Raw genomic sequence first — 18,890 nt, 5'->3', positions numbered from 1 at the left:
GTGGCGCGCGAGTTCACCAGTGTGGGTGTGGTGGGTCTGGGCACCATGGGTGCCGGCATCGTCGAGGTGTTCGCCCGCAACGGCATCGACGTGGTGGCCGTCGAGATCTCCGCGGCCGCCCTGGAGCGCGGCCGGGCCACCCTCACCGGCTCCACCGACCGTGCCGTGGCCAAGGGCAAGCTCGCCGAGGCCGACCGGGACGCGCTGCTGGCCCGGATCGACTGGCAGGTCGGGCTGGACGCCCTGCACTCGGTGGACCTGGTGATCGAGGCGGTGCCCGAGCACCTGGACCTGAAGCAGCGGATCTTCGCCGAGCTGGACCGGGTCTGCCGGCCCGAGGCGATCCTGGCCACCAACACCTCCTCCCTGAGCGTCACCGAGATCTCCGTCGCCACCACCCGGCCGAACCAGGTCATCGGCATCCACTTCTTCAACCCGGCGCCGGTCATGAAGCTGGTCGAGGTGGTCCGCACCGTGGTCACCTCCGCCGACGTGGTGGCCGACGTGGAGGCGCTCTGCGCGCGGCTCGGCAAGGTCGACGTCACGATCAGCGACCGCGCCGGTTTCATCGCCAACGCGCTGCTGTTCGGCTACCTGAACCACGCGGTCGGCATGTTCGAGTCCCGGTACGCCACCCGCGAGGACATCGACGCCGCCATGAAGCTCGGCTGCGGCCTGCCCATGGGCCCGCTGGCGCTGATGGACCTGATCGGCCTCGACACCGCGTACGAGATCCTGGACACCATGTACCGGCGCGGCGGCCGCGACCGCCGGCACGCCCCGGTGCCGCTGATCAAGCAGATGGTCACGGCCGGCCTGCTGGGCCGGAAGTCCGGCCGCGGCTTCTACACCTACGAGCGGCCGGGCTCCCCGGTTGTCGTACCCGACGAGCACACCCCGGTGAGCACGGGCGCCGCGCTCGCCGACGGCGCCCGGGCGATCGCCAAGGTCGGCGTGGTCGGCTCCGGGACCATGGCCACCGGCATCATCGAGGTCTTCGCCAAGGCCGGCTACGAGGTCATCTCGGTGACCCGGGGCGCGGAGAAGTCCGCCAAGGTGTGCGAGGCGGTCAAGACCTCGCTGAACAAGGGCGTGGTGCGGGGCAAGCTGAGCGAGGACGACCGGGACGCCGCCCTGGGCCGGGTCACCTGGTCGGCCACCCTGGACCACCTGGCCGACGTCGACCTGGTGGTCGAGGCGGTCGTCGAGGAGCTGAGCGTCAAGAAGGCCCTCTTCGCCAGCCTCGACGAGATCTGCAAGCCGGGCGTCGTGCTGGCCACCACCACCTCCTCGCTGCCGGTGATCGACGTGGCGATGGCCACCCAGCGGCCGGCCGACGTGATCGGCCTGCACTTCTTCAACCCGGCGCCGATCATGCCGCTGGTGGAGATCGTGCAGACCATCCGCACCTCGGCGGAGACCGCCGCCACGGGCCGGGCGGTCTGCGCGGGGCTGGGCAAGACCGGCGTGGTCTGCGGCGACCGGTCCGGCTTCATCGTCAACGCGCTGCTCTTCCCGTACCTGAACGACGCGGTGAAGATGCTGGAGGCCAGCTACTCGACCGCCGACGACATCGACTACGCCATGAAGCTCGGCTGCGGCTACCCGATGGGCCCGTTCGAGCTGCTCGACGTGGTCGGCCTGGACGTCTCGCTGGCCATCCAGCGGGAGCTCTACCTGGAGCTGCGGGAGCCGGGCTTCGCCCCCGCGCCGCTGCTGGAGCACCTGGTCACCGCCGGCTACCTGGGCCGCAAGAGCGGCCGCGGTTTCCGCGACCACACCAAGCGCTGATCCGGGTCAACAACCGGGGCCGGTGACGGCGTCTTCAGGGCGTGACCTTCGAGGAGTACGTCGGCAGCCGCGGCCCGGCCCTGTTGCGCCTGGCCCGGCTGCTGACCGGGGACGCGCACCGCGCCGAGGACCTGACCCAGGACGTGCTGGCCCGCGCGTACGTGCACTGGCGGAAGATCGCCCGGGCCGACCGGCCCGACGTGTACGTGCGGCGGATGCTGGTCAACGCGAACAGCTCGTGGTGGCGCCGGCGGTCCAGCCGGGAGCTGGCCGTCGACACCTTCGCCGAGCGGCCCGAGCGCGGTGACCTCGGCGGCGAGGCGGCCGACCGGGACGAGATGTGGCGGCTGATCCGCGCCCTCCCGGACCGCCAGCGCGCCGTGCTGGTGCTGCGCTACTACGAGGACCTGGACGACGCCACGATCGCCCAGATCCTCGACTGCTCGCCGGTCACCGTCCGCACCCACGCGATGCGGGCGCTCGCCCAGCTCCGGGAGCGCTGCGGCGCCCCGACGACGAAGGGGAGCCGGCAGTGACCGACCTCGACCAGCGAATCTCCGACGTGCTGCGCGAGCGCGCCGAGGGGGAGACCGACACGCATCGCCTGCTGCGGGCCTCCCGGGCCCTCGGCCGGCGCCGGCAGGTGCGCCGCCGGGTCACCGCCGGCACCGCGCTCGCGCTGGTCGGCGTGGTCGCCTTCGCCGGCGTGAACGCCTCCGACGTCGGCCGGCTGACCGGCCGGCTGCCGTGGACGGCCGCGACCCCGACCGCTCCTGCGCCGGTGCCACCCCGGGCCGACGGGGTGCCCGGGGCGGCCGCGGACCCGGCCCGGGTCGGCACCGACCCGCGGGTGCTGCACTTCGGCGTCGACCCGGCGCGGGCCCGGTACCTGGGCTGGGGGGTCGACGCCGGCCAGGTCGAGTCGATCCGGTTCGAGGCCGCCGGAGGACGGCGGGTCCTGGTCGAGGTGGCCCGTTCCGAGACGACCTTCCGTAACCTCGGGATCGAGGCGTTCCAGGAGGGTGTGCCGCGGCCGGCCGCCTTCGACGGCTCGATCCAGCGGGTGGCGGCGGGCAACGGCAACTTCGGGTTCGTGACCTGGTGGCAGCCGGCGGCCGGCCTCTTCGCCCGCGCGAGCATGCTGGGTGGCGACGCGATCGCGCTCCCCCGGTATCTTGCCGCGCTGCGCTGGGACGAGGCCCGCCGGTGCGCCGCGCCGGTGCGGCTCGACGCGCTGCCGGCGGGCGCCACGATCAACTCGTGCCAGGTCGACCTCTCCTCGTACCCGGAGCTGATCACCGCGCAGCTCAGCGTGCGGGGGAACGAGGAGCAGCACATGGCGGTCTGGTACCGGTACGCCGTGCAGGCCGGCACGAGCAACAAGTCGAACCGGACGGTCGGTGGCCGGCCGGCGTACGTGGCGCCGAACGGCTGGACCATCGACCTGGTCGGCATCCCCAAGGTGGAGCTGACAGCCACCTTCGGCTGGCCGGGCCAGGGCTTCACCGAGGCGGACGCGGGCGCGCTGCTGGGCGGGGCGCGGCTGGCGGAGGACCCGACCCGCCTGCAGACCTGGCCGTGACCGGGCGACCGCCGGCCGGAGCCGCCCGACCCGGGGCGCTCCGGCCGGCGGACCGTACGCTTGGTGACCGTGAGCCCCCGTCGCAACCGTCCCCGCCGGGACGAGACCGCCCACCTGGACGCCGAGCGGGCGCGCCAGGGCGTGCCGACCGTCCAGCAGTGGCGCGACGGCGACTGGCAGGTGCGGGGGATCACCGGCGGGGCGTCGGTGAAGACGTACCGCTGCCCCGGCTGTGACCAGGAGATCCGCCCCGGCGTGGCGCACGTGGTGGCCTGGCCGGCCGACGACCGGGGTGACCTGACCGACCGCCGGCACTGGCACAGCGGCTGCTGGCGGGCCCGGGACCGGCGCGGACCGAACCTCCAGCGCGGCCGGGGCGCCCCCCGGCACGGCTGAGCGATCTGGATCACCCTGTTTGCGCCCCGGCGGGCGGCGGGGACGGCCGCGCGGGAGACTGGAGCGGTGAGCACACCGATCCGTGCGTCGTCGATCCTGCCCGGCCGCCGGGAGGACATCGAGCTGCACACCGCCGACGGCCTGATGCTGGTCGGCGAACTGGCCCGGCCGCTGGAGCGGGAGCCGGTCGGCACCCTGGTCTGCCTGCACCCGCTGCCCACCCACGGCGGCATGATGGACAGCCACGTGTTCCGCAAGGCGGCCTGGCGGCTGCCCGCGCTGGCCGACCTGGCCGTGCTCCGCTTCAACACCCGGGGCACCAGCAGCGTCCGCGGCACCAGCGAGGGGGCCTTCGACGGCGCGGTCGGCGAGCGCTTCGACGTGGCCGCCGCCATCGAGTACGCCGAGTTCCACGAGCTGCCGAACATCTGGCTGGTCGGCTGGTCGTTCGGCACCGACCTGGCGCTGAAGTACGGCTGCGACCCGGCCGTGGCCGGCGCCATCCTGCTCTCCCCGCCGCTGCGCTACTCCGCGCCCGCGGACCTGACCGTCTGGGCCGAGTCCGGCCGGCCGCTCACGGCCCTGGTCCCCGAGTTCGACGACTACCTGCGCCCCGAGGAGGCCCGGCAGCGCTTCGCGGCCGTGCCGCAGGCCGAGGTGGTCGGGGTGCCGGGCGCCAAGCACCTGTGGGTCGGCGACGCGGAGACCGTGCTCAACGAGATCGTCAGCCGGGTCAACCCGGCCGTGCCGGTCCCGCTGCCGACCACCTGGGACGGCCCGATGGAGACCGGCGACGTCAGCGCGTACGCCGACCGGACGGTGGCCGCCTTCGCCGACACCCCGGTGCCCGGCCCGGAGCAGCGTCGCGCCGGCTGACGGTCAGCGGGACTCCTGCCGCGGCAGCACCACCTCGCGCAGGATGAGCTGGAGCGCGGCCACCGTGGGAATGGCGATCAGCGCGCCGACCACACCCAGCAGCGACACCCCGAGCAGGGCGGCCAGCAGCGCGGCCACCTCGTTGACCGAGACGGCCCGGCGCATGATCTTCGGGTAGATCAGGTAGTTCTCGACCTGCTGGTAGATCAGGAAGAAGACCAGGCAGGCGATGCCGACCGGCAGGTCGGTGGCGAGCCCGACCAGGGTCACCACCACGGCGCCCAGGGTCGCCCCGATCTGCGGGATGAGGTCGGTCACCGCGACCACCACGGCCAGGGCGAAGGGGTACGGCAGCCCGACCACCAGGGCGAACACGAAGGTGCTCGCCCCGGCCAGCACCGCGATGGCCAGGGCGCCGACCATGTACGCGCCGACCCGGGTCAGGATCTCATCGCCGATCAGGCGTACCCGCTCCCGGCGGGACCGGGGCACCAGCGCGTACCCGAGGTCGCGCAGCTTGTTGAAGTAGGCCAGGAAGTAGATCGTCAGCACCAGCACGGTCAGCGCCCGGAAGATGGTGCCGAAGATGAGCTGCGCCCCGCCGAGCACGCCGCCGAGGGCCCGGCCGATGGTGTCCGCGTTCGCGGCCGACTGGACCCGCCGCATCACGTCGTAGCGCTCGACGAAGTCGTTGACGGTGGGGTTGCGGCGCAGCTCGTCGACGTAGCCGGGTAGGTGCTCGATGAACTGCCCGGACTGGGTCACCACCGGTGGCACCAGCGCCAGCAGCCCGCCGACGATGAGCAGCACGACGGTCAGCGTCACCACCGCCACGGCCAGCCCGTGCGGCAACCCCCAGCCCCGCAACCGGACCACGGCCGGGTGCAGGCCGACGGCGAGGAAGAGCGCGATCACCACCAGCACCAGGATGCCGGCCGAGTTGCGTACGCCCAGGAACACCGCGTACGCGAGCAGCACGCCGAGCGCCCCGGTGAAGCCGATCAGGAAGCTGCTGCGCCGCAGTGGCCGGCCCGGCACGCCGAAGCGGCCGCTCGGCTCGAACTCGGTCGGCTCGGTCTCCACACCGAGTTCGGCCAGCCCGGGCCTGCCGCCCGGTCCTGCGCTGTCGCCCGGTCCCGTGCCGGCTGTTGGTCCTGTGCGGGCTGCTGGTCCCGTGCTGCCGGCCGGTGCGGGGCTGCCGGTCGGTTCCTCGGCGGCGTGGCGGGGTCTGCCGCTCGGGTCGGTGGGATCGGGTTCGGGGCGCAACGGCTCGAGCGGGTCGTCGTCCGGGGCGGCGGATCCCTCCTGCGACACCCGTGCCTCCCCGGCTCCCGCTCCGGCCCGGCGGAGCGCCCCTGCAGCGGACCGTGCGGACCGGATGGATCCGGCCCTCTTCTGCCCCGCAGGTTAGCGGTCGACGCCCGCCCCGGCCATCTCTCCGCCACTTCCCGCCGCCCGGTGCGTGCGTGCTCCGCGTCGCCAGCTCGCCGAGGTGGGCCTTTCCCCGAGCCTCGGACCCTGCCACATCGGCGAGGTGGTGCGTTGCCTCCAGGCGGGCGATGTGGGCTCCGGGTCAGTCCTTGTCGACGGTGACGGTGCTCGGCTTGGCGCTGCGCTCGTCGGTGGTCGGCTTGGTCGGGCGCTTGCCGTTCTCGCCGGTGCTGGTGATCTTCGTGGGGGTGGCGCCCCGGCCGCCCTCGCCGGGCACGGCGGCCACGGTCGGCTCGCCGTCCACCCCGGCGCTGGCGCCGGAGCCGTCCACGGTGGTCACCGGCTCGCCGACCGGGCGGGCCTTCGCGGCGTCCGCCGCCGGCCCGCCGGCCTCCGCGGGAGCGCCACCGTTGGGGGAGACCGCCGTGGTGCCCTTGGCGGTGGCGGGCACCGGGGTCCGGTCGCCCGCCGGAGTGCCGTCCGCGTCGCCGCCGCCCACCGCGGTGGGCAGCTCGGCCGGGTCGACGGGAGTCGCGGCCAGGCCGGCCGAACCGGCCTCCGTGCGCAGCTCGGCGAGCCGGCGCTGGAGGTCGTCGGACTCCTGCCGGGACTTCCAGGTCTCCGTGCGCAGGTCGGCCAGTTCCTGCTGGGCGTTGGCGATCTCCAGCATCACCTGGGCGAGCTGCTGCCGGCCGGCCGCCACCTCCTGCTGGGTGGCCGCGAGGTGCTGCTGGGTGGTGGCCAGGTGCTGCTGCGTGGTGGCCGCGTACTCCTCGAACTGCCGCCGCGAGGCGGCCACGTGCTCGTCGGCCTTGCGGCGCTTGCCGGCGGCGTCCGCCTCGGCCCGGCGCAGCAGCTCGGCGGCCTCCTCCTCGGCCCGCTGGCGCATGGTGAGCGCGTCCTGCTCGGCGGCCTGCCGGAGCTCCGCCGCGCCCTGCTCGATCTCCGCGCGCCGGGCCGTGTACGCCTTCTCCAGCTCGTCCTGCCGCTTGGTGTGCTGCTTGTCCAGCTCGTCGCGGCGCTTGGCGAACTCCTGCTCGGCGGTGGCGCGGCGCTGGGCCAGCTCCTTGTCCGACGTCTCCCGCCGGGCCTTGACCTCCTTCTCCACGCCGGCCCGCCAGGCGCCCAGCTCCTGCTGGGTCTGGGCGCGGGCCTGCTGGACGTACGCCTCGGTCTCGCTCCGCATCCGCTGCACGTACGCCTCGACCTCGGCGCGGTTGCGCTTGCCGGCCTCGGTGGCCTCGGTGGTGAGCCGGTTGGCCTCGGTGCGGGCCCGGCCGCGGGTGACCTTCGCCGCCTCCTCCGCGTCGTCGACGACCTTCTTGGCCTCGGCGAGCGCCTTGGCGTGGGTGGCCCGGCCGGCCTCGGCGGCGGAGTCGGTGAGCCGCTTGGCCTCCTGCTGGGCCTTGGCGTGCACCTCCTTGGCCGCCTCGCGGAGCTGGGTGGCCTCCTGCTGGGCCTTGGCCAGCGCCTCCTTGGCCGTCTCGCGCAGCCGGGCGGACTCCTGCTGGGCGCGGGCGTGGATCTCCTTGGCGGTGTCCCGGAGCTGGGTGGCCTCCTGCTGGGCCTTGGCCAGCGCGTCCTGGGCGGTCTTCCGCAGCTTCTCCGCCTCGGCCTTGGCGGCGGAGAGAGTGGACTCCGCCTCGGCCTTGCGGGCGGCGGTGTGCCGCTCCTCCTCGGCGCGGCGGGCCGCGAGGGCGATCTCGAAGTCCTTGAGGGCCTGGGCCGCCTGCTCCCGGGCCTCCTCGACGATGTGCTCGGCGGCCGCCCGCCGGGCCTCGATCTCCTCGTTGGCGGCGGTCAGGATGTCGTCGGCCTGCTCCTCGGCCATGGTGAGGATCTGCTCGACCCGGGGACCGAGGTGCCGGAACGAGGCCCGGTCCACCACACCCACCTGCTTGCGCACCTGCGCGAGGTCGCGTTGCAGCACCTCGACCTGGCCGGCCAGCTTGTGGATCTGGGTGTACGCCTGTTCCCGCTCGGTCGTCAACGCGGAGATCTCGTGCTCCGCACGAGCGACGTAACGGTCGACCTGTCGTTTGTCGTACCCCCGCAGAGCGGACTCGAAGCTGGGCTCCGTGGTCACGTCCCCGCCGAGGGCGAACAGTTCCTCGCCGTGCGACATGCCCCCATCCTCACACGCATCCGGCCCTGCTGGGGCGATACGGACGCCCCTGTTGGGAGGCACAGTTCACTGAACTGGCGAAACGGGACGGAAAGCGTAACGGCGCGGGGCGACACCGGTCACCCGGTGTCACCCCGCGCCGCGGCTCATGCCCCGTCTGCGGGTGGTGGGGGTCAGCTGGCCGACTCGGCCGTGACCTTCTTGTCGGTGCCGTCGGCCTTCGGCGCCTCCGGCTTGTTGGCGCCCGCCGCCGGCACGCCCGGCACGATGCCGGCGAGACCGGAGAGCATCTGCCCGAGCTGCGAGGTGACCGCGTCCTTCTGCCGGGTGAGGTCCTCGACCTCGCGGCGGGCCGCCTGGGTGGTCAGCTCGGCCTCGGTGCGGGCCTCGTTGAGCAGTCGCTGCGCCTCGGCCCTCGCCTCGGACACCGTCTTGTCGGCCAGCGCCTTGGCCTTCTCCACCGTGTCGGTGGCGGTGCGCTCGGACTCGACCCGGCGGGCCTCGGCCCGCTGCTCGATCTCCTTGGCCCGCTCCTGGGCGGCACGGGCGCGCTGCTCGGCCTCGCTGACCAGCTTCTGGGTCTGCGCGACCTGGGCGGCGTGCCGCTCCGACTCCTCGCGCTCGGCCTTCTCGCGCCGCTCGGCGAGCTGGAGCTCCAGGGCCTGGAGGTCCTTGTCGCGCTTGTCCCGCGCGTCGGTGAGCAGCTTGGTGGCCTCGGCCCGCTTCTCCTCCGCCTCGCGGGCGGCCTTCGCCCGCTGCTGGGTGATCTCCCGCTCGGCGGTGGCGCGCAGGGTGGCGACCTCGCGCTCGACCGTGGACTTCAGCTCGGCCACCTCGTGGGCGGTGACCGTGCGCAGCTGCTTGGTCTCCCGGTCGGCGTCGGCGCGCAGGGTGTCGGCCTCGCGGCGGGCCTGCACCCGGACCTCGGCGGCCTCCCGCTCGGCGGCGGTGCGGACGCTGCCGGCCTCGCGCTCGGCGCTGGCCTTCATGGCGGCCGCCTCGGCGCGCGCCTTGTCGGTGATCTCCCGCGCCTCGAGGCGGGCGGCGGAGAGGATGCCCTCCGACTCGCGCTTGGCCTCGTTGCGGTGGTCGTTGGCCTGCTCCTCGGCCAGCCGGAGGATCTGCTCGACCCGGGTGCCCAGACCGGAGAGGGTCGGCCGGTTGTTCTCCTCGAGCTGCTTGTTGGTCTCGGTGAGCTTCTGCTCGAGCGCGCCCTGGCGCTGCTCGGCCTGGCGCAGCCGGCGCTGCGCGTCGTTCATCCGCTGCTCGGCCTCGGCGCGGGCCTGCTCGGACTGGCTCAGGGCGGCGGTCAGCCGGCCGATGAAGTCGTCGACCTGGTTGGTGTTGTAACCGCGCAGGCCAACGGTGAAATCGGGCTGTGAGTTCGCGTTATCGAAGAACGCAAGAGGGGAGGACTGCTGCTGGGGCATTGGGACATACTCGCAGACGCCCCAGGGTGCTTCGCAAGAGCGGTGCGCAGCTTTCGTGTCCTGTTTACATGGTCAACTTCGCCGCGTGCCGGGACTGGACCAACCGGCGATCTTGGCAGGTCCCGGGCGGGTCGGGCGGCCGAGCGGGGAGAGCGCGAAAGGGCCGCGGGTCGACGCCCGCGGCCCTTTGTCGGACAGCAATCGAATGGTGTTGCGGCCTACCGGAAAGGCAATGCCGGCGTCAGTGCCCGCGGAACCGGTTGATCGCGGTTTCGTGCCGGGCGCGCAGCTCGGTGTCCCGGACGCCGAGCCCGTCGGTGGGCGCCAGGCAGCGCACGCCGACCTTGCCCTGGTGCGCGTTGCGGTGCACCTCGTACGCGGCCTGGCCGGTCTGCTCCAGCGGGTAGGTCCTCGACACGGTCGGGTGCACCTTGCCGAGCGCCACGAGCCGGTTGGCCTGCCACGCCTCGTGGTAGTTGGCGAAGTGGCTGCCGACGATCCGCTTGAGGTGCATCCAGAGGTAGCGGTTGTCGTACTGGTGCAGGTAGCCGCTCGTGGAGGCGCAGGTGACGATGGTGCCGCCCTTCTTGGCGACGTAGACGCTGGCGCCGAAGGTCTCGCGGCCGGGGTGCTCGAAGACGATGTCCGGGTCCTCGCCCCCGGTCAGCTCGCGGATCCGCTCCCCGAAGCGGCGCCACTCGTCCTGGTCCTGGGTCTCCTCGTCCTTCCAGAACCGGAAGCCCTCGGCGGTGCGGTCGATGACCAGCTCGGCGCCCATCTTCCGGCACAGCTCAGCCTTCTCCGGCGAGGAGACCACGCAGACCGGGATGGCCCCGCCGCCCAGCGCCATCTGGGTGGCGTAGCCGCCCAGGCCGCCGGAGGCGCCCCAGATCAGCACCACGTCGCCCTGCTTCATGTTGGCCCCGTGGTGGGAGACGAGCTGCCGGTACGCCGTGGAGTTGACCAGCCCCGGGCTGGCCGCCTCCTCCCAGCTCAGGTGCTGCGGCTTCGGCATGAGCTGGTTGGCCTTGACCACGGCAAGCTCGGCCAGGCCGCCGAAGTTGGTCTCGAAGCCCCAGATCCGCTGCTGCGGGTCGAGCATGGTGTCGTCGTGGCCCGCGGCGTCCTCCAGCTCCACGGAGAGGCAGTGCGCGACCACCTCGTCGCCGGCCTTCCACCGGGTCACGCCCGGCCCGGTCCGCAGCACCACGCCGGCCGCGTCCGACCCGACCACGTGGTACGGCAGGTCGTGCCGGCGGGTCAGCTCGGAGAGCCGGCCGTAGCGCTGGAGGAACTTGAAGGTGGGCAGCGGCTCGAAGATGCTCGTCCACACGGTGTTGTAGTTGATGGCGCTGGCCATCACCGCGACCAGCGCCTCACCGGGGCCCAGCTCGGGGGTGGGCACCTCCTGGACGTGCAGCGCCTTGCGCGGGTCCTTGTCCCGGGTGGCCATGCCGTCGAACATCCGGGTGTCCTCGGCGCGGACCACCACGCCCCGGTAGCTCTCGGGTACCGGCAGGCCGGCGATGCCGGCGAGCTCCCGCTCCGGCTGGGCGGAGCCCTCCGCCGCCATGATCGCTTCGAGGATGTCCTGCACGGTGACCTCCCGTTCGTTGCGCACCCGCACCGGGCGGGCAGGGGTGCTGCCATCGTCGGCGCCGGTGCGACGGGACCGCCATGTCGGCGATCGACACAACCGGCACCGGTCGCACTCCTGTGGGGCCGGACGTTACTGAACGGTAGCTAGGGCCGGAAGTCCTCTGTGAAAAACTGCATCCACCGATGCGTGGAGGTGTCCGTGGGAACGTGAAACCGCGCAGTGCCGCGCCGTGTCCCAGGTGCTGAGAGGGGCGCCGGCCGCCTCGGCCGGCGCCCCTCCGCGCGGTTCAGTGGCCGGTGGCGGCCGGCTCGACCAGCTCGACCAGGACGCCGCCGGCGTCCTTCGGGTGCACGAAGTTGATCCGCGAGTCGGCGGTGCCGCGCCTCGGCTTCTCGTAGAGCAGCCGTACGCCGCGCTCGCGCAGCGCCGCGCAGGCCGCGTCGATGTCGGTCACCGTGTACGCGACCTGCTGCACGCCCGGCCCGTTGCGGTCCAGGAACTTGGCGATCGTCGAGGACGGCGACAGCGGGGCGAGGAGCTGCACGCAGCCGCCCTCGGCGGTCGGCCCGACGGCGAGCATCGCCTCGCGTACGCCCTGCTCCTCGTTGGTCTCGGTGTGCACGCAGCGCATCCCGAAGGTGCGCGCGTAGAAGTCGATCGCGGCGTCCAGGTCCGCCACGGCGATCCCGACGTGGTCGATGCGGCGCAGGCCGATGTCTGTGACATGGTCGGCAGCGGGCTCGACGGGGGAGTTCTCAGCCATGGCGCCAGTCTGATCCAACGATCGTTCGGGAGACAGAGACCTTCCCAGTCGGGCATCTCACTCCGCCGAACGGACCACGCTCGAACGTCCTCGGCGTGAGCCTCGGTCGAACGGCCGGATCCCGAACGGGGTCACCCGGCCCGCATCCTCCGTACGCCCGAGCGGCGGCCGGCGCCGCTCCAATCGTCCTGCTGGACGGGCGATGCCGCGCTGACCAGGTCGCGAGCAGGATTCGAACAGGCACGCACATCAGCAATGGTCGTCCCCCGGCCAGCGCTCGCGGCCCGGGCGCGGGGGCGCGACCGGACTCGGGAGGGTCGAGCCGTGCACACGGCACCGGAGAGGCGCGGCAGCGCACGGGGCGCAACCGTCGCGGGCGGCCGGGCTCGGGAGCGGTCGGCATGACGATGGAGCAGTGGGCGGCGGCAGGCGTCGTGCTGGGCGCGATCCTCAGCGCGCTGACCCTGGCCGTGACGGTGAGCCGGCCGCTGCGCCGCCTGGCCCGGCAGAACGAGGAGTTCCGGCAGGACTGGTACGGGGTGCCGGCCCGACCGGGCCACGACGCCCTCCCGGGGGTGCCGGAGCGGTTGCGGCGGATCGAGACGGAGCTGCACCCGGACGGGCGTGGGACGCTGCGGGACGCGGTCAACGATGCGGAGCGCCGTCTCAAGGACGTGGAGAGCCGCCTCGACGACCACCTCCGGTCACCGCGGGGTGGAACGCCCGGCCGCTGACCCGGTGGCGACCCAGCCCATCGATCGTTCGGCATATGCGAACCCGGACGGCGCACGGTTGATCTGCAACTTGCACACGGTGGAGAGTGCGGATGGTGAGTTCATTGTCACGCCCCGTCGCCGCCATCTGGATCCCCTCCCACGTCGACCCGATCGAACCCCACCTCATGGCCTGCCTGGACCACGCGCGGCGCTGCCGCTACGGCCTCCTCGGCATCATCACCACGGCGCCGTGGGACGAGGTCAGGCAGATGATGATCGACGGGAAGGTCGACGTGGTGGTGGTCGCGGAGCGGGAGCACCTCCCGCCGGACCGGACGCCGCGGATCGAGGTGGCCACCCGCGGGGCGCACCCCTCGCCGGCGTCGTCGCCCAGGGGGCCGGTGCCGCCGCGCCGGCGCCGTCCGCGCCAGGGCTGAACGTGCGGAACTTCATTGATCATCATGACTGGGTCGCATTGCGGACGTGCTCGGGGTCACCGTACTGTCGCCCTTCCCGGCAGATATGGTGCGTCCTAACAATCGTTAAGGCGTACAGGTCGGCACCCCCTCGGAGGCAGGCATGGCTTCGGTGATCGTCAGCGGCGCGCGGACCCCGATGGGGCGCCTGCTGGGCAACCTCAAGGACCTCCCCGCGACGAAGCTCGGCGGCGTCGCGATCAAGGCAGCGCTGGAGCGCGCCGGCGTGGCGCCGGACCAGGTCCAGTACGTGATCATGGGGCAGGTGCTCCAGGCCGGCGCGGGCCAGATCCCGGCCCGCCAGGCCGCCGTCGAGGCGGGCATCCCGATGTCCACCCCGGCGCTGACCATCAACAAGGTCTGCCTCTCCGGCCTGGACGCGATCGCCCTGGCCGACCAGCTCATCCGGGCCGGCGAGTTCGACATCGTGGTGGCCGGCGGCATGGAGTCGATGACCAACGCCCCGCACCTGCTGCTCGGCCAGCGCTCCGGCTACAAGTACGGCGACGTGACCATCAAGGACCACATGGCCCTGGACGGTCTCACCGACGCCTGGGACTGCTGCTCGATGGGCGAGTCCACCGAGCGGCTCGGGGCGAAGCACGGCATCACCCGCGAGGAGCAGGACGCGTTCGCCGCGGCCAGCCACCAGCGCGCCGCCGCCGCCCAGAAGAACGGCCACTTCGCCGACGAGATCACCCCGGTGATCATCCCGCAGCGCAAGGGCGACCCGCTGGTGATCAGCGAGGACGAGGGCATCCGCCCGGACACCACCACGGAGTCGCTGGGCAAGCTCCGCCCGGCCTTCACCAAGGACGGCACCATCACGGCCGGCAGCTCCTCGCCGATCTCCGACGGCGCCGCCGCGGTGGTCGTCATGAGCAAGGCCAAGGCCAAGGAGCTGGGGCTCACCTGGCTGGCCGAGATCGGTGCGCACGGCAACGTGGCCGGCCCCGACAACTCGCTGCACTCGCAGCCGTCGAACGCCATCCAGCACGCCTTGAAGAAGGGCGGCCTCAGCGTCTCCGACCTCGACCTCATCGAGATCAACGAGGCGTTCGCCCAGGTCGGCATCCAGTCCGCGCGGGACCTCGGGGTCAGCACCGACAAGATCAACGTCAACGGCGGCGCCATCGCGCTCGGCCACCCGATCGGCATGTCCGGCGCCCGGCTGGTGCTCACCCTGGCGCTGGAGCTCAAGCGGCGCGGCGGCGGCACCGGCGCGGCCGCGCTCTGCGGCGGCGGTGGCCAGGGCGACGCGCTGATCATCCACGTTCCGAACGGTGCCGAGAGCTGACCGTGGAGGACCGTGCTCAGAACGTCCCGGCGGCGGCCGCCGGCTCGGTGCGCCGCAGCCGGGACGTACCCCTGCTGGTCGAGCGGGCCCGCGCGGGCGACCCCCGCGCGGTGGCCCGGCTGATCACCCTGGTCGAGTCCGGCGACGAGGTGCTGCCGCAGGTCGCGGCGACCCTCGCGCCCTACGCCGGGCACGCCCAGGTGGTCGGCCTGACCGGCTCGCCGGGCGTGGGCAAGTCGACCACCACCAACGAGCTGGTCCGGGCGCTGCGGGCGCGCGGCCACCGGGTGGGCGTGCTGGCCATCGACCCGTCGAGCCCGTTCACCGGCGGCGCGATCCTCGGCGACCGGGTCCGGATGCAGGACCACGCCACCGACCCGGGCGTCTACATCCGCTCGATGTCCAGCCGGGGCCACCTCGGCGGGCTCTCGGCGGCCACGCCCCAGGCGGTGCGGGTGCTGGAGGGCGCCGGCTGCGACGTGGTGCTCGTGGAGACCGTCGGCGTCGGCCAGGCCGAGGTCGAGGTGGCCTCGCTGGCCGACACCACGCTGGTGCTGCTCGCCCCGGGCATGGGCGACGCCATCCAGGCCGTCAAGGCCGGCATCCTGGAGATCGCCGACGTCTTCGTGGTCAACAAGGCCGACCGGGACGGCGCCGACGCCACCGTCCGCGACATCCAGGGCATGATCGCGCTGGGCGAGCGCGGGCCGGGCGAGTGGCGGCCGCAGGTGGTGCGCTCCATCGCCGCCCGCGGCGAGGGCATCGACGACATCGCCGCCGCGATCGACAAGCACCGCGACTGGCTGGAGCGCCACGGCGAGCTGCGCCGCCGCCGGGAGGCGCGGGCCGCCGCCGAGATCGAGGCGATCGCGCTGGGCACCCTGCGGAACCGCATCGGTTCACTGCGCGACGGTACGCAGCTGCCGACCCTGGCCGCCAAGGTGGCCGACGGCGCCATCGACCCGTACGCGGCGGCCGGCGAGCTGCTGGCCCAGCTCGGCGCCTGACGGGTCCACTGGGGAGCACACCCGCCTAGTACGCTCGCACCGCCTCACGGACCCGTGGGGCGGTGCGCGTCTGTGGTGGGAGAGCATGGCTGACGAGACCCAGGAGCTGTCGGTGACCCCGAACGCGGTGGCGGGCGGTGCGACGCACGTCTCCGACGAGGTGGTGGAGAAGATCGCGGTGGCCGCCGCGAAGTCGGTGCCCGGGGTGGCCGAGCTGGGCGGCGACGTGGCCCGCTTCTTCAACGCCGTGCTGGACCGGGTCGGGCTGGACCAGGTCGGCGACGCCCGCCGCGGCTGCTCGGCGCACGTCACCGACGGGGCGGCGGTGGTCAACCTGGTCATCGTCATCGGCGGCGGCCGGCCGGTGCCCGAGGTGACCGAGGCGGTCCGCGTCGCGGTGACCTCGGCGGTCGAGGCGTACGGGCTGCGGGTCGACGAGATCAACATCCGGGTCGACGACGTGGCCCTGGGCGGGCCGGTGGTCCCCTCGGCCTGACCCCGGTTACCGATCGGTAGGCGCAAGCTTAGCGATCGTTCAGGCTGGCGTTCTACACTCGGTCTGCATCCCAGGACTCGAGGAGGAGCTCCGCGCATGGACGCCGACGAGATCGCCGCCGGTCGGGCCCGCTGGCAGGCCCGCTACGACGCCGCCCGCAAGCGGGACGCGGACTTCACCACGCTGTCCGGGATGACCGTTGACCCGGTCTACGGGCCGCCGGAGGGGGTGCCGTACCCGGACTTCGAGCGGATCGGCTGGCCGGGCGAGTTCCCCTACACCCGGGGGCTCTACCCGACCGGCTACCGCGGGCGCACCTGGACCATCCGGCAGTTCGCCGGGTTCGGCAACGCCCAGCAGACCAACGAGCGCTACAAGATGATCCTCGGGGCCGGCGGCGGCGGGCTCTCCGTCGCGTTCGACATGCCGACCCTCATGGGGCGCGACTCCGACGACCCGCAGTCGCTCGGCGAGGTCGGGCACTGCGGCGTGGCGGTCGACTCGGCCGCCGACATGGAGGTGCTCTTCGACGGCATCGACCTGGCCGGCGTGACCACCTCGATGACCATCTCCGGCCCGGCCGTCCCGGTCTTCTGCATGTATCTGGTCGCCGCCGAGCGGCAGGGCGCCGACCTGTCCACCCTCGACGGCACGCTCCAGACCGACATCTTCAAGGAGTACATCGCGCAGAAGGAGTGGCTCTTCGACCCGGAGCCGCACCTGCGCCTCATCGGCGACCTGATGGAGTACTGCGCCCGGGAGATCCCGCGGTACAAGCCGCTGTCGGTCTCCGGCTACCACATCCGCGAGGCCGGCTCGACCGCCGCGCAGGAGCTGGCGTACACCCTGGCCGACGGGTTCGGCTACGTCGAGCTCGGGCTCTCCCGGGGGCTGGACGTCAACGTGTTCGCCCCGGGCCTGAGCTTCTTCTTCGACTCCCACGTGGACTTCTTCGAGGAGATCGCCAAGTTCCGGGCCGCCCGCCGGATCTGGGCCCGCTGGCTGCGCGACGTCTACGGCGCCACCAGCGAGAAGGCCCAGTGGCTCCGGTTCCACACCCAGACCGCCGGGGTGTCGCTGACCGCGCAGCAGCCGGTCAACAACGTGGTGCGGACCGCCGTGGAGGCCCTGGCGGCCGTGCTCGGCGGCACCAACTCGCTGCACACCAACGCCCTCGACGAGACCCTGGCCCTGCCCACCGACGAGTCCGCCGAGATCGCCCTGCGCACCCAGCAGGTGCTCATGGAGGAGACCGGCGTCGTCAACGTCGCCGACCCGCTCGGCGGCTCCTGGTACGTGGAGGCGCTGACCGACAAGATCGAGGCCGAGGCGGAAGAGATCTTCGCCCGGATCCGGCAGCTCGGCGGCGAGGGCCCGCACAAGATCGGCCCGATGACCTCGGGCATCCTGCGCGGCATCGAGGACGGCTGGTTCACCGGCCACATCGCCGAGTCGGCCTTCGTCTACCAGCAGGCGCTGGAGAAGGGCGACAAGCGGATCGTCGGGGTCAACTGCCACACCGGCACGGTCGCCAAGGACCTGGAGATCCTGCGCATCTCGCACGAGGTCGAGCTGGAGCAGCGCCGGGTGCTCGCCGAGCGCAAGGCCGGCCGCGACGACGCCGCGGTCAAGGCCGCCGTGCAGCGGATGGTCGAGGTCAGCCGGACCGGCGAGAACATGATCCCGGCCATGCTGGACGCGGTCCGGGCCGAGGCCACGCTGGGCGAGATCTGCGACGCGCTGCGTGGCGAGTGGGGCGTCTACCGCGAGCCCGCCCGCTTCTGAGCCCCCGGAGGGCCCCGTCCCGACGCTCGCCGTCGGGACGGGGCCCTTTCCCGCATCCCGACCAGGCGTGAGAGTCGCAACTGCCGCCGTGGCGGTTGATCTGACTTCGCGGGGACACGTGCGAGACTAGATAACCATGAGCGACCCACGGATCACCTCGTCGATCTTCACCCGCGGCGCGGTCGACCTCAGCGCGTTGCGCGGCACCCCGGAACCCTCCCGTCCCACCGCCCCGAGCCAGGCCGGCCCGCCGGCCGGCGTGCCCGGCGGCCCCCCGGCGGGTGGCGGCGTGGCCGTCCTCGACGTGACCGAGGCGACCTTCCAGTCCGAGGTGTTGGAACGGTCGCTGACCACCCCGGTGATCGTGGACTTCTGGGCCGAGTGGTGCGAGCCCTGCAAGCAGCTCTCGCCGGTGCTGGAGCGGCTGGCCGCCGAGGGCGAGGGCGCCTGGGTGCTCGCCAAGGTCGACGTCGACGCCAACCCGCGGCTCGCCCAGATGTTCCGGGTCCAGGGCATCCCGATGGTCTACGCGGTGGTCGGCGGGCAGCCGATCGACGCCTTCTCCGGCGTGGTGCCGGAGGCCCAGCTCCGCCAGTGGATCCAGGCCATCCTCAAGGCCGGCGGCGTCACCGTCGCCGAGCCGGAGGACCCGCGGCTCACCGAGGCCGACGACGCCCTGATGTCCGGCGACCTGGAGGCCGCCGAGGCGGCGTACCGGAAGATCCTGGCCGAGAGCCCGGCGGACGCCGCGGCCGAGGCCGGCCTGGCCCAGGTCGGGGTCGCCCGGCGGGTGGCCGGCGCCGACCCGCGCGCCGCGCTCGCCGCCGCCGAGCAGGCCCCCGACGACATCGAGGCCCAGCTCCTGGCCGCCGACATCGAGGTGCTCAGCGGCCTGGCCGAGCAGGCGTACGCCCGGCTCGTCGGCCTCGTCCGCCGGTCCGCCGGCGACGACCGCGAGAAGGTACGCCAGCACCTCGTGTCGCTGTTCACCATCGCCGGCCCGGACGACCCCGCCGTGGCGGCCGCCCGACGTGCCCTGGCCAGCGCCCTGTTCTGAGTTCACCGCACGCCAGCGCGGGCCGGCGTACCGGCCGGCCCGCCCGACCACCGAGGACGGGA

Annotated in this window: 17 protein-coding genes; 12 read left to right on the top strand and 5 right to left on the bottom strand. The window is 73.2% G+C overall.

What is annotated here, in order from left to right:
- From ACQP12_RS27705 to ACQP12_RS27685, 5 genes are all read left to right on the top strand, one after another.
- Positions 1-1,791, top strand: coding sequence for a 3-hydroxyacyl-CoA dehydrogenase family protein (locus ACQP12_RS27705; protein WP_433283165.1), 1,791 nt, complete (start codon positions 1-3; stop codon positions 1,789-1,791).
- A gap of 41 nt (positions 1,792-1,832) precedes the next feature.
- Positions 1,833-2,327, top strand: coding sequence for a SigE family RNA polymerase sigma factor (locus ACQP12_RS27700; protein ID WP_313718476.1), 495 nt, complete (start codon positions 1,833-1,835; stop codon positions 2,325-2,327).
- On the top strand, positions 2,324-3,373 hold the full coding sequence (locus ACQP12_RS27695) for a hypothetical protein (protein WP_433283163.1): 1,050 nt from the start codon (positions 2,324-2,326) through the stop codon (positions 3,371-3,373). Before ACQP12_RS27700 ends, ACQP12_RS27695 begins: the two co-directional genes overlap by 4 nt.
- A 63-nt stretch (positions 3,374-3,436) precedes the next feature.
- On the top strand, positions 3,437-3,769 hold the full coding sequence (locus tag ACQP12_RS27690; RefSeq protein ID WP_357941362.1) for a hypothetical protein: 333 nt from the start codon (positions 3,437-3,439) through the stop codon (positions 3,767-3,769).
- 66 nt (positions 3,770-3,835) lie between these two features.
- Positions 3,836-4,645: an alpha/beta hydrolase gene (locus tag ACQP12_RS27685; RefSeq protein WP_433283161.1), complete on the top strand. Its 810-nt coding sequence runs from the start codon at positions 3,836-3,838 to the stop codon at positions 4,643-4,645.
- A 3-nt stretch (positions 4,646-4,648) separates the two neighbouring features.
- On the opposite strand, the gene ACQP12_RS27680 is transcribed toward ACQP12_RS27685, so the two are convergent.
- The 5 genes from ACQP12_RS27680 to mce all read right to left on the bottom strand — a co-directional run bounded on the left by ACQP12_RS27680 (position 4,649) and on the right by mce (position 11,994).
- The gene (locus ACQP12_RS27680; RefSeq protein ID WP_433289489.1) at positions 4,649-5,743 is read right to left on the bottom strand and encodes an AI-2E family transporter; all 1,095 of its coding nucleotides are present in this window, start codon (positions 5,741-5,743) and stop codon (positions 4,649-4,651) included.
- A 475-nt stretch (positions 5,744-6,218) separates the two neighbouring features.
- Positions 6,219-8,201 (bottom strand): hypothetical protein, encoded by a 1,983-nt coding sequence (locus ACQP12_RS27675; RefSeq protein WP_433283159.1) that lies wholly within the window; start codon positions 8,199-8,201, stop codon positions 6,219-6,221.
- 173 nt (positions 8,202-8,374) lie between these two features.
- Complete coding sequence (locus ACQP12_RS27670; protein ID WP_357941356.1) at positions 8,375-9,631, bottom strand: DivIVA domain-containing protein; 1,257 nt, start codon at positions 9,629-9,631, stop codon at positions 8,375-8,377.
- 241 nt (positions 9,632-9,872) lie between these two features.
- A complete protein-coding gene (gene ccrA, locus ACQP12_RS27665) occupies positions 9,873-11,228 on the bottom strand; it encodes a crotonyl-CoA carboxylase/reductase (protein WP_433289486.1) in 1,356 nt (451 codons plus the stop codon).
- Between the two features lie 289 nt (positions 11,229-11,517).
- Positions 11,518-11,994 carry a methylmalonyl-CoA epimerase gene (gene mce, locus ACQP12_RS27660; protein WP_357941354.1) on the bottom strand — a complete coding sequence of 159 codons (477 nt, stop codon included), beginning with the start codon at positions 11,992-11,994 and terminating at the stop codon, positions 11,518-11,520.
- Positions 11,995-12,395: 401 nt separating this feature from the next.
- On the opposite strand from mce, the gene ACQP12_RS27655 reads away from it, so the two are divergent.
- The 7 genes from ACQP12_RS27655 to ACQP12_RS27625 all read left to right on the top strand — a co-directional run bounded on the left by ACQP12_RS27655 (position 12,396) and on the right by ACQP12_RS27625 (position 18,828).
- Entirely contained in the window at positions 12,396-12,728 is a 333-nt protein-coding gene (locus ACQP12_RS27655) for a hypothetical protein (protein WP_357941352.1), read from the top strand.
- A gap of 104 nt (positions 12,729-12,832) precedes the next feature.
- A complete protein-coding gene (locus ACQP12_RS27650) occupies positions 12,833-13,147 on the top strand; it encodes a hypothetical protein (RefSeq protein WP_357941350.1) in 315 nt (104 codons plus the stop codon).
- A gap of 142 nt (positions 13,148-13,289) precedes the next feature.
- Complete coding sequence (locus ACQP12_RS27645) at positions 13,290-14,483, top strand: acetyl-CoA C-acetyltransferase (RefSeq protein ID WP_357941348.1); 1,194 nt, start codon at positions 13,290-13,292, stop codon at positions 14,481-14,483.
- A 2-nt stretch (positions 14,484-14,485) separates the two neighbouring features.
- Positions 14,486-15,490, top strand: a complete 1,005-nt coding sequence (meaB, locus tag ACQP12_RS27640) for a methylmalonyl Co-A mutase-associated GTPase MeaB (protein WP_433283156.1) — start codon at positions 14,486-14,488, stop codon at positions 15,488-15,490.
- A gap of 85 nt (positions 15,491-15,575) precedes the next feature.
- Positions 15,576-15,986, top strand: coding sequence for an Asp23/Gls24 family envelope stress response protein (locus ACQP12_RS27635; protein ID WP_357941344.1), 411 nt, complete (start codon positions 15,576-15,578; stop codon positions 15,984-15,986).
- 96 nt (positions 15,987-16,082) lie between these two features.
- A complete protein-coding gene (locus ACQP12_RS27630; RefSeq protein WP_357941342.1) occupies positions 16,083-17,771 on the top strand; it encodes an acyl-CoA mutase large subunit family protein in 1,689 nt (562 codons plus the stop codon).
- A 136-nt stretch (positions 17,772-17,907) separates the two neighbouring features.
- On the top strand, positions 17,908-18,828 hold the full coding sequence (locus ACQP12_RS27625) for a tetratricopeptide repeat protein (RefSeq protein WP_357941340.1): 921 nt from the start codon (positions 17,908-17,910) through the stop codon (positions 18,826-18,828).
- The last annotated feature ends 62 nt before the right edge of the window (positions 18,829-18,890 follow it).

The sequence above is a fragment of the Micromonospora sp. CA-244673 genome (assembly GCF_050948395.1).
In the GTDB taxonomy this organism is placed as follows: domain Bacteria; phylum Actinomycetota; class Actinomycetes; order Mycobacteriales; family Micromonosporaceae; genus Micromonospora.
Note: the sequence above shows the minus strand (reverse complement) of the source record. Positions and strands in the feature narration are given on the sequence as shown.

Excerpts from the sequence above, each read along its gene's own strand:
- ACQP12_RS27630 (WP_357941342.1), top strand. The coding sequence starts at position 16,083 with ATGGACGCCGACGAGATCGCCGCCGGTCGGGCCCGCTGGCAGGCCCGC.
- ACQP12_RS27635 (WP_357941344.1), top strand. The coding sequence starts at position 15,576 with ATGGCTGACGAGACCCAGGAGCTGTCGGTGACCCCGAACGCGGTGGCG.
- ACQP12_RS27625 (WP_357941340.1), top strand. The coding sequence starts at position 17,908 with ATGAGCGACCCACGGATCACCTCGTCGATCTTCACCCGCGGCGCGGTC.
- ACQP12_RS27670 (WP_357941356.1), bottom strand. The coding sequence starts at position 9,631 with ATGCCCCAGCAGCAGTCCTCCCCTCTTGCGTTCTTCGATAACGCGAAC.
- ACQP12_RS27655 (WP_357941352.1), top strand. The coding sequence starts at position 12,396 with ATGACGATGGAGCAGTGGGCGGCGGCAGGCGTCGTGCTGGGCGCGATC.
- ACQP12_RS27675 (WP_433283159.1), bottom strand. The coding sequence starts at position 8,201 with ATGTCGCACGGCGAGGAACTGTTCGCCCTCGGCGGGGACGTGACCACG.
- ACQP12_RS27645 (WP_357941348.1), top strand. The coding sequence starts at position 13,290 with ATGGCTTCGGTGATCGTCAGCGGCGCGCGGACCCCGATGGGGCGCCTG.
- mce (WP_357941354.1), bottom strand. The coding sequence starts at position 11,994 with ATGGCTGAGAACTCCCCCGTCGAGCCCGCTGCCGACCATGTCACAGAC.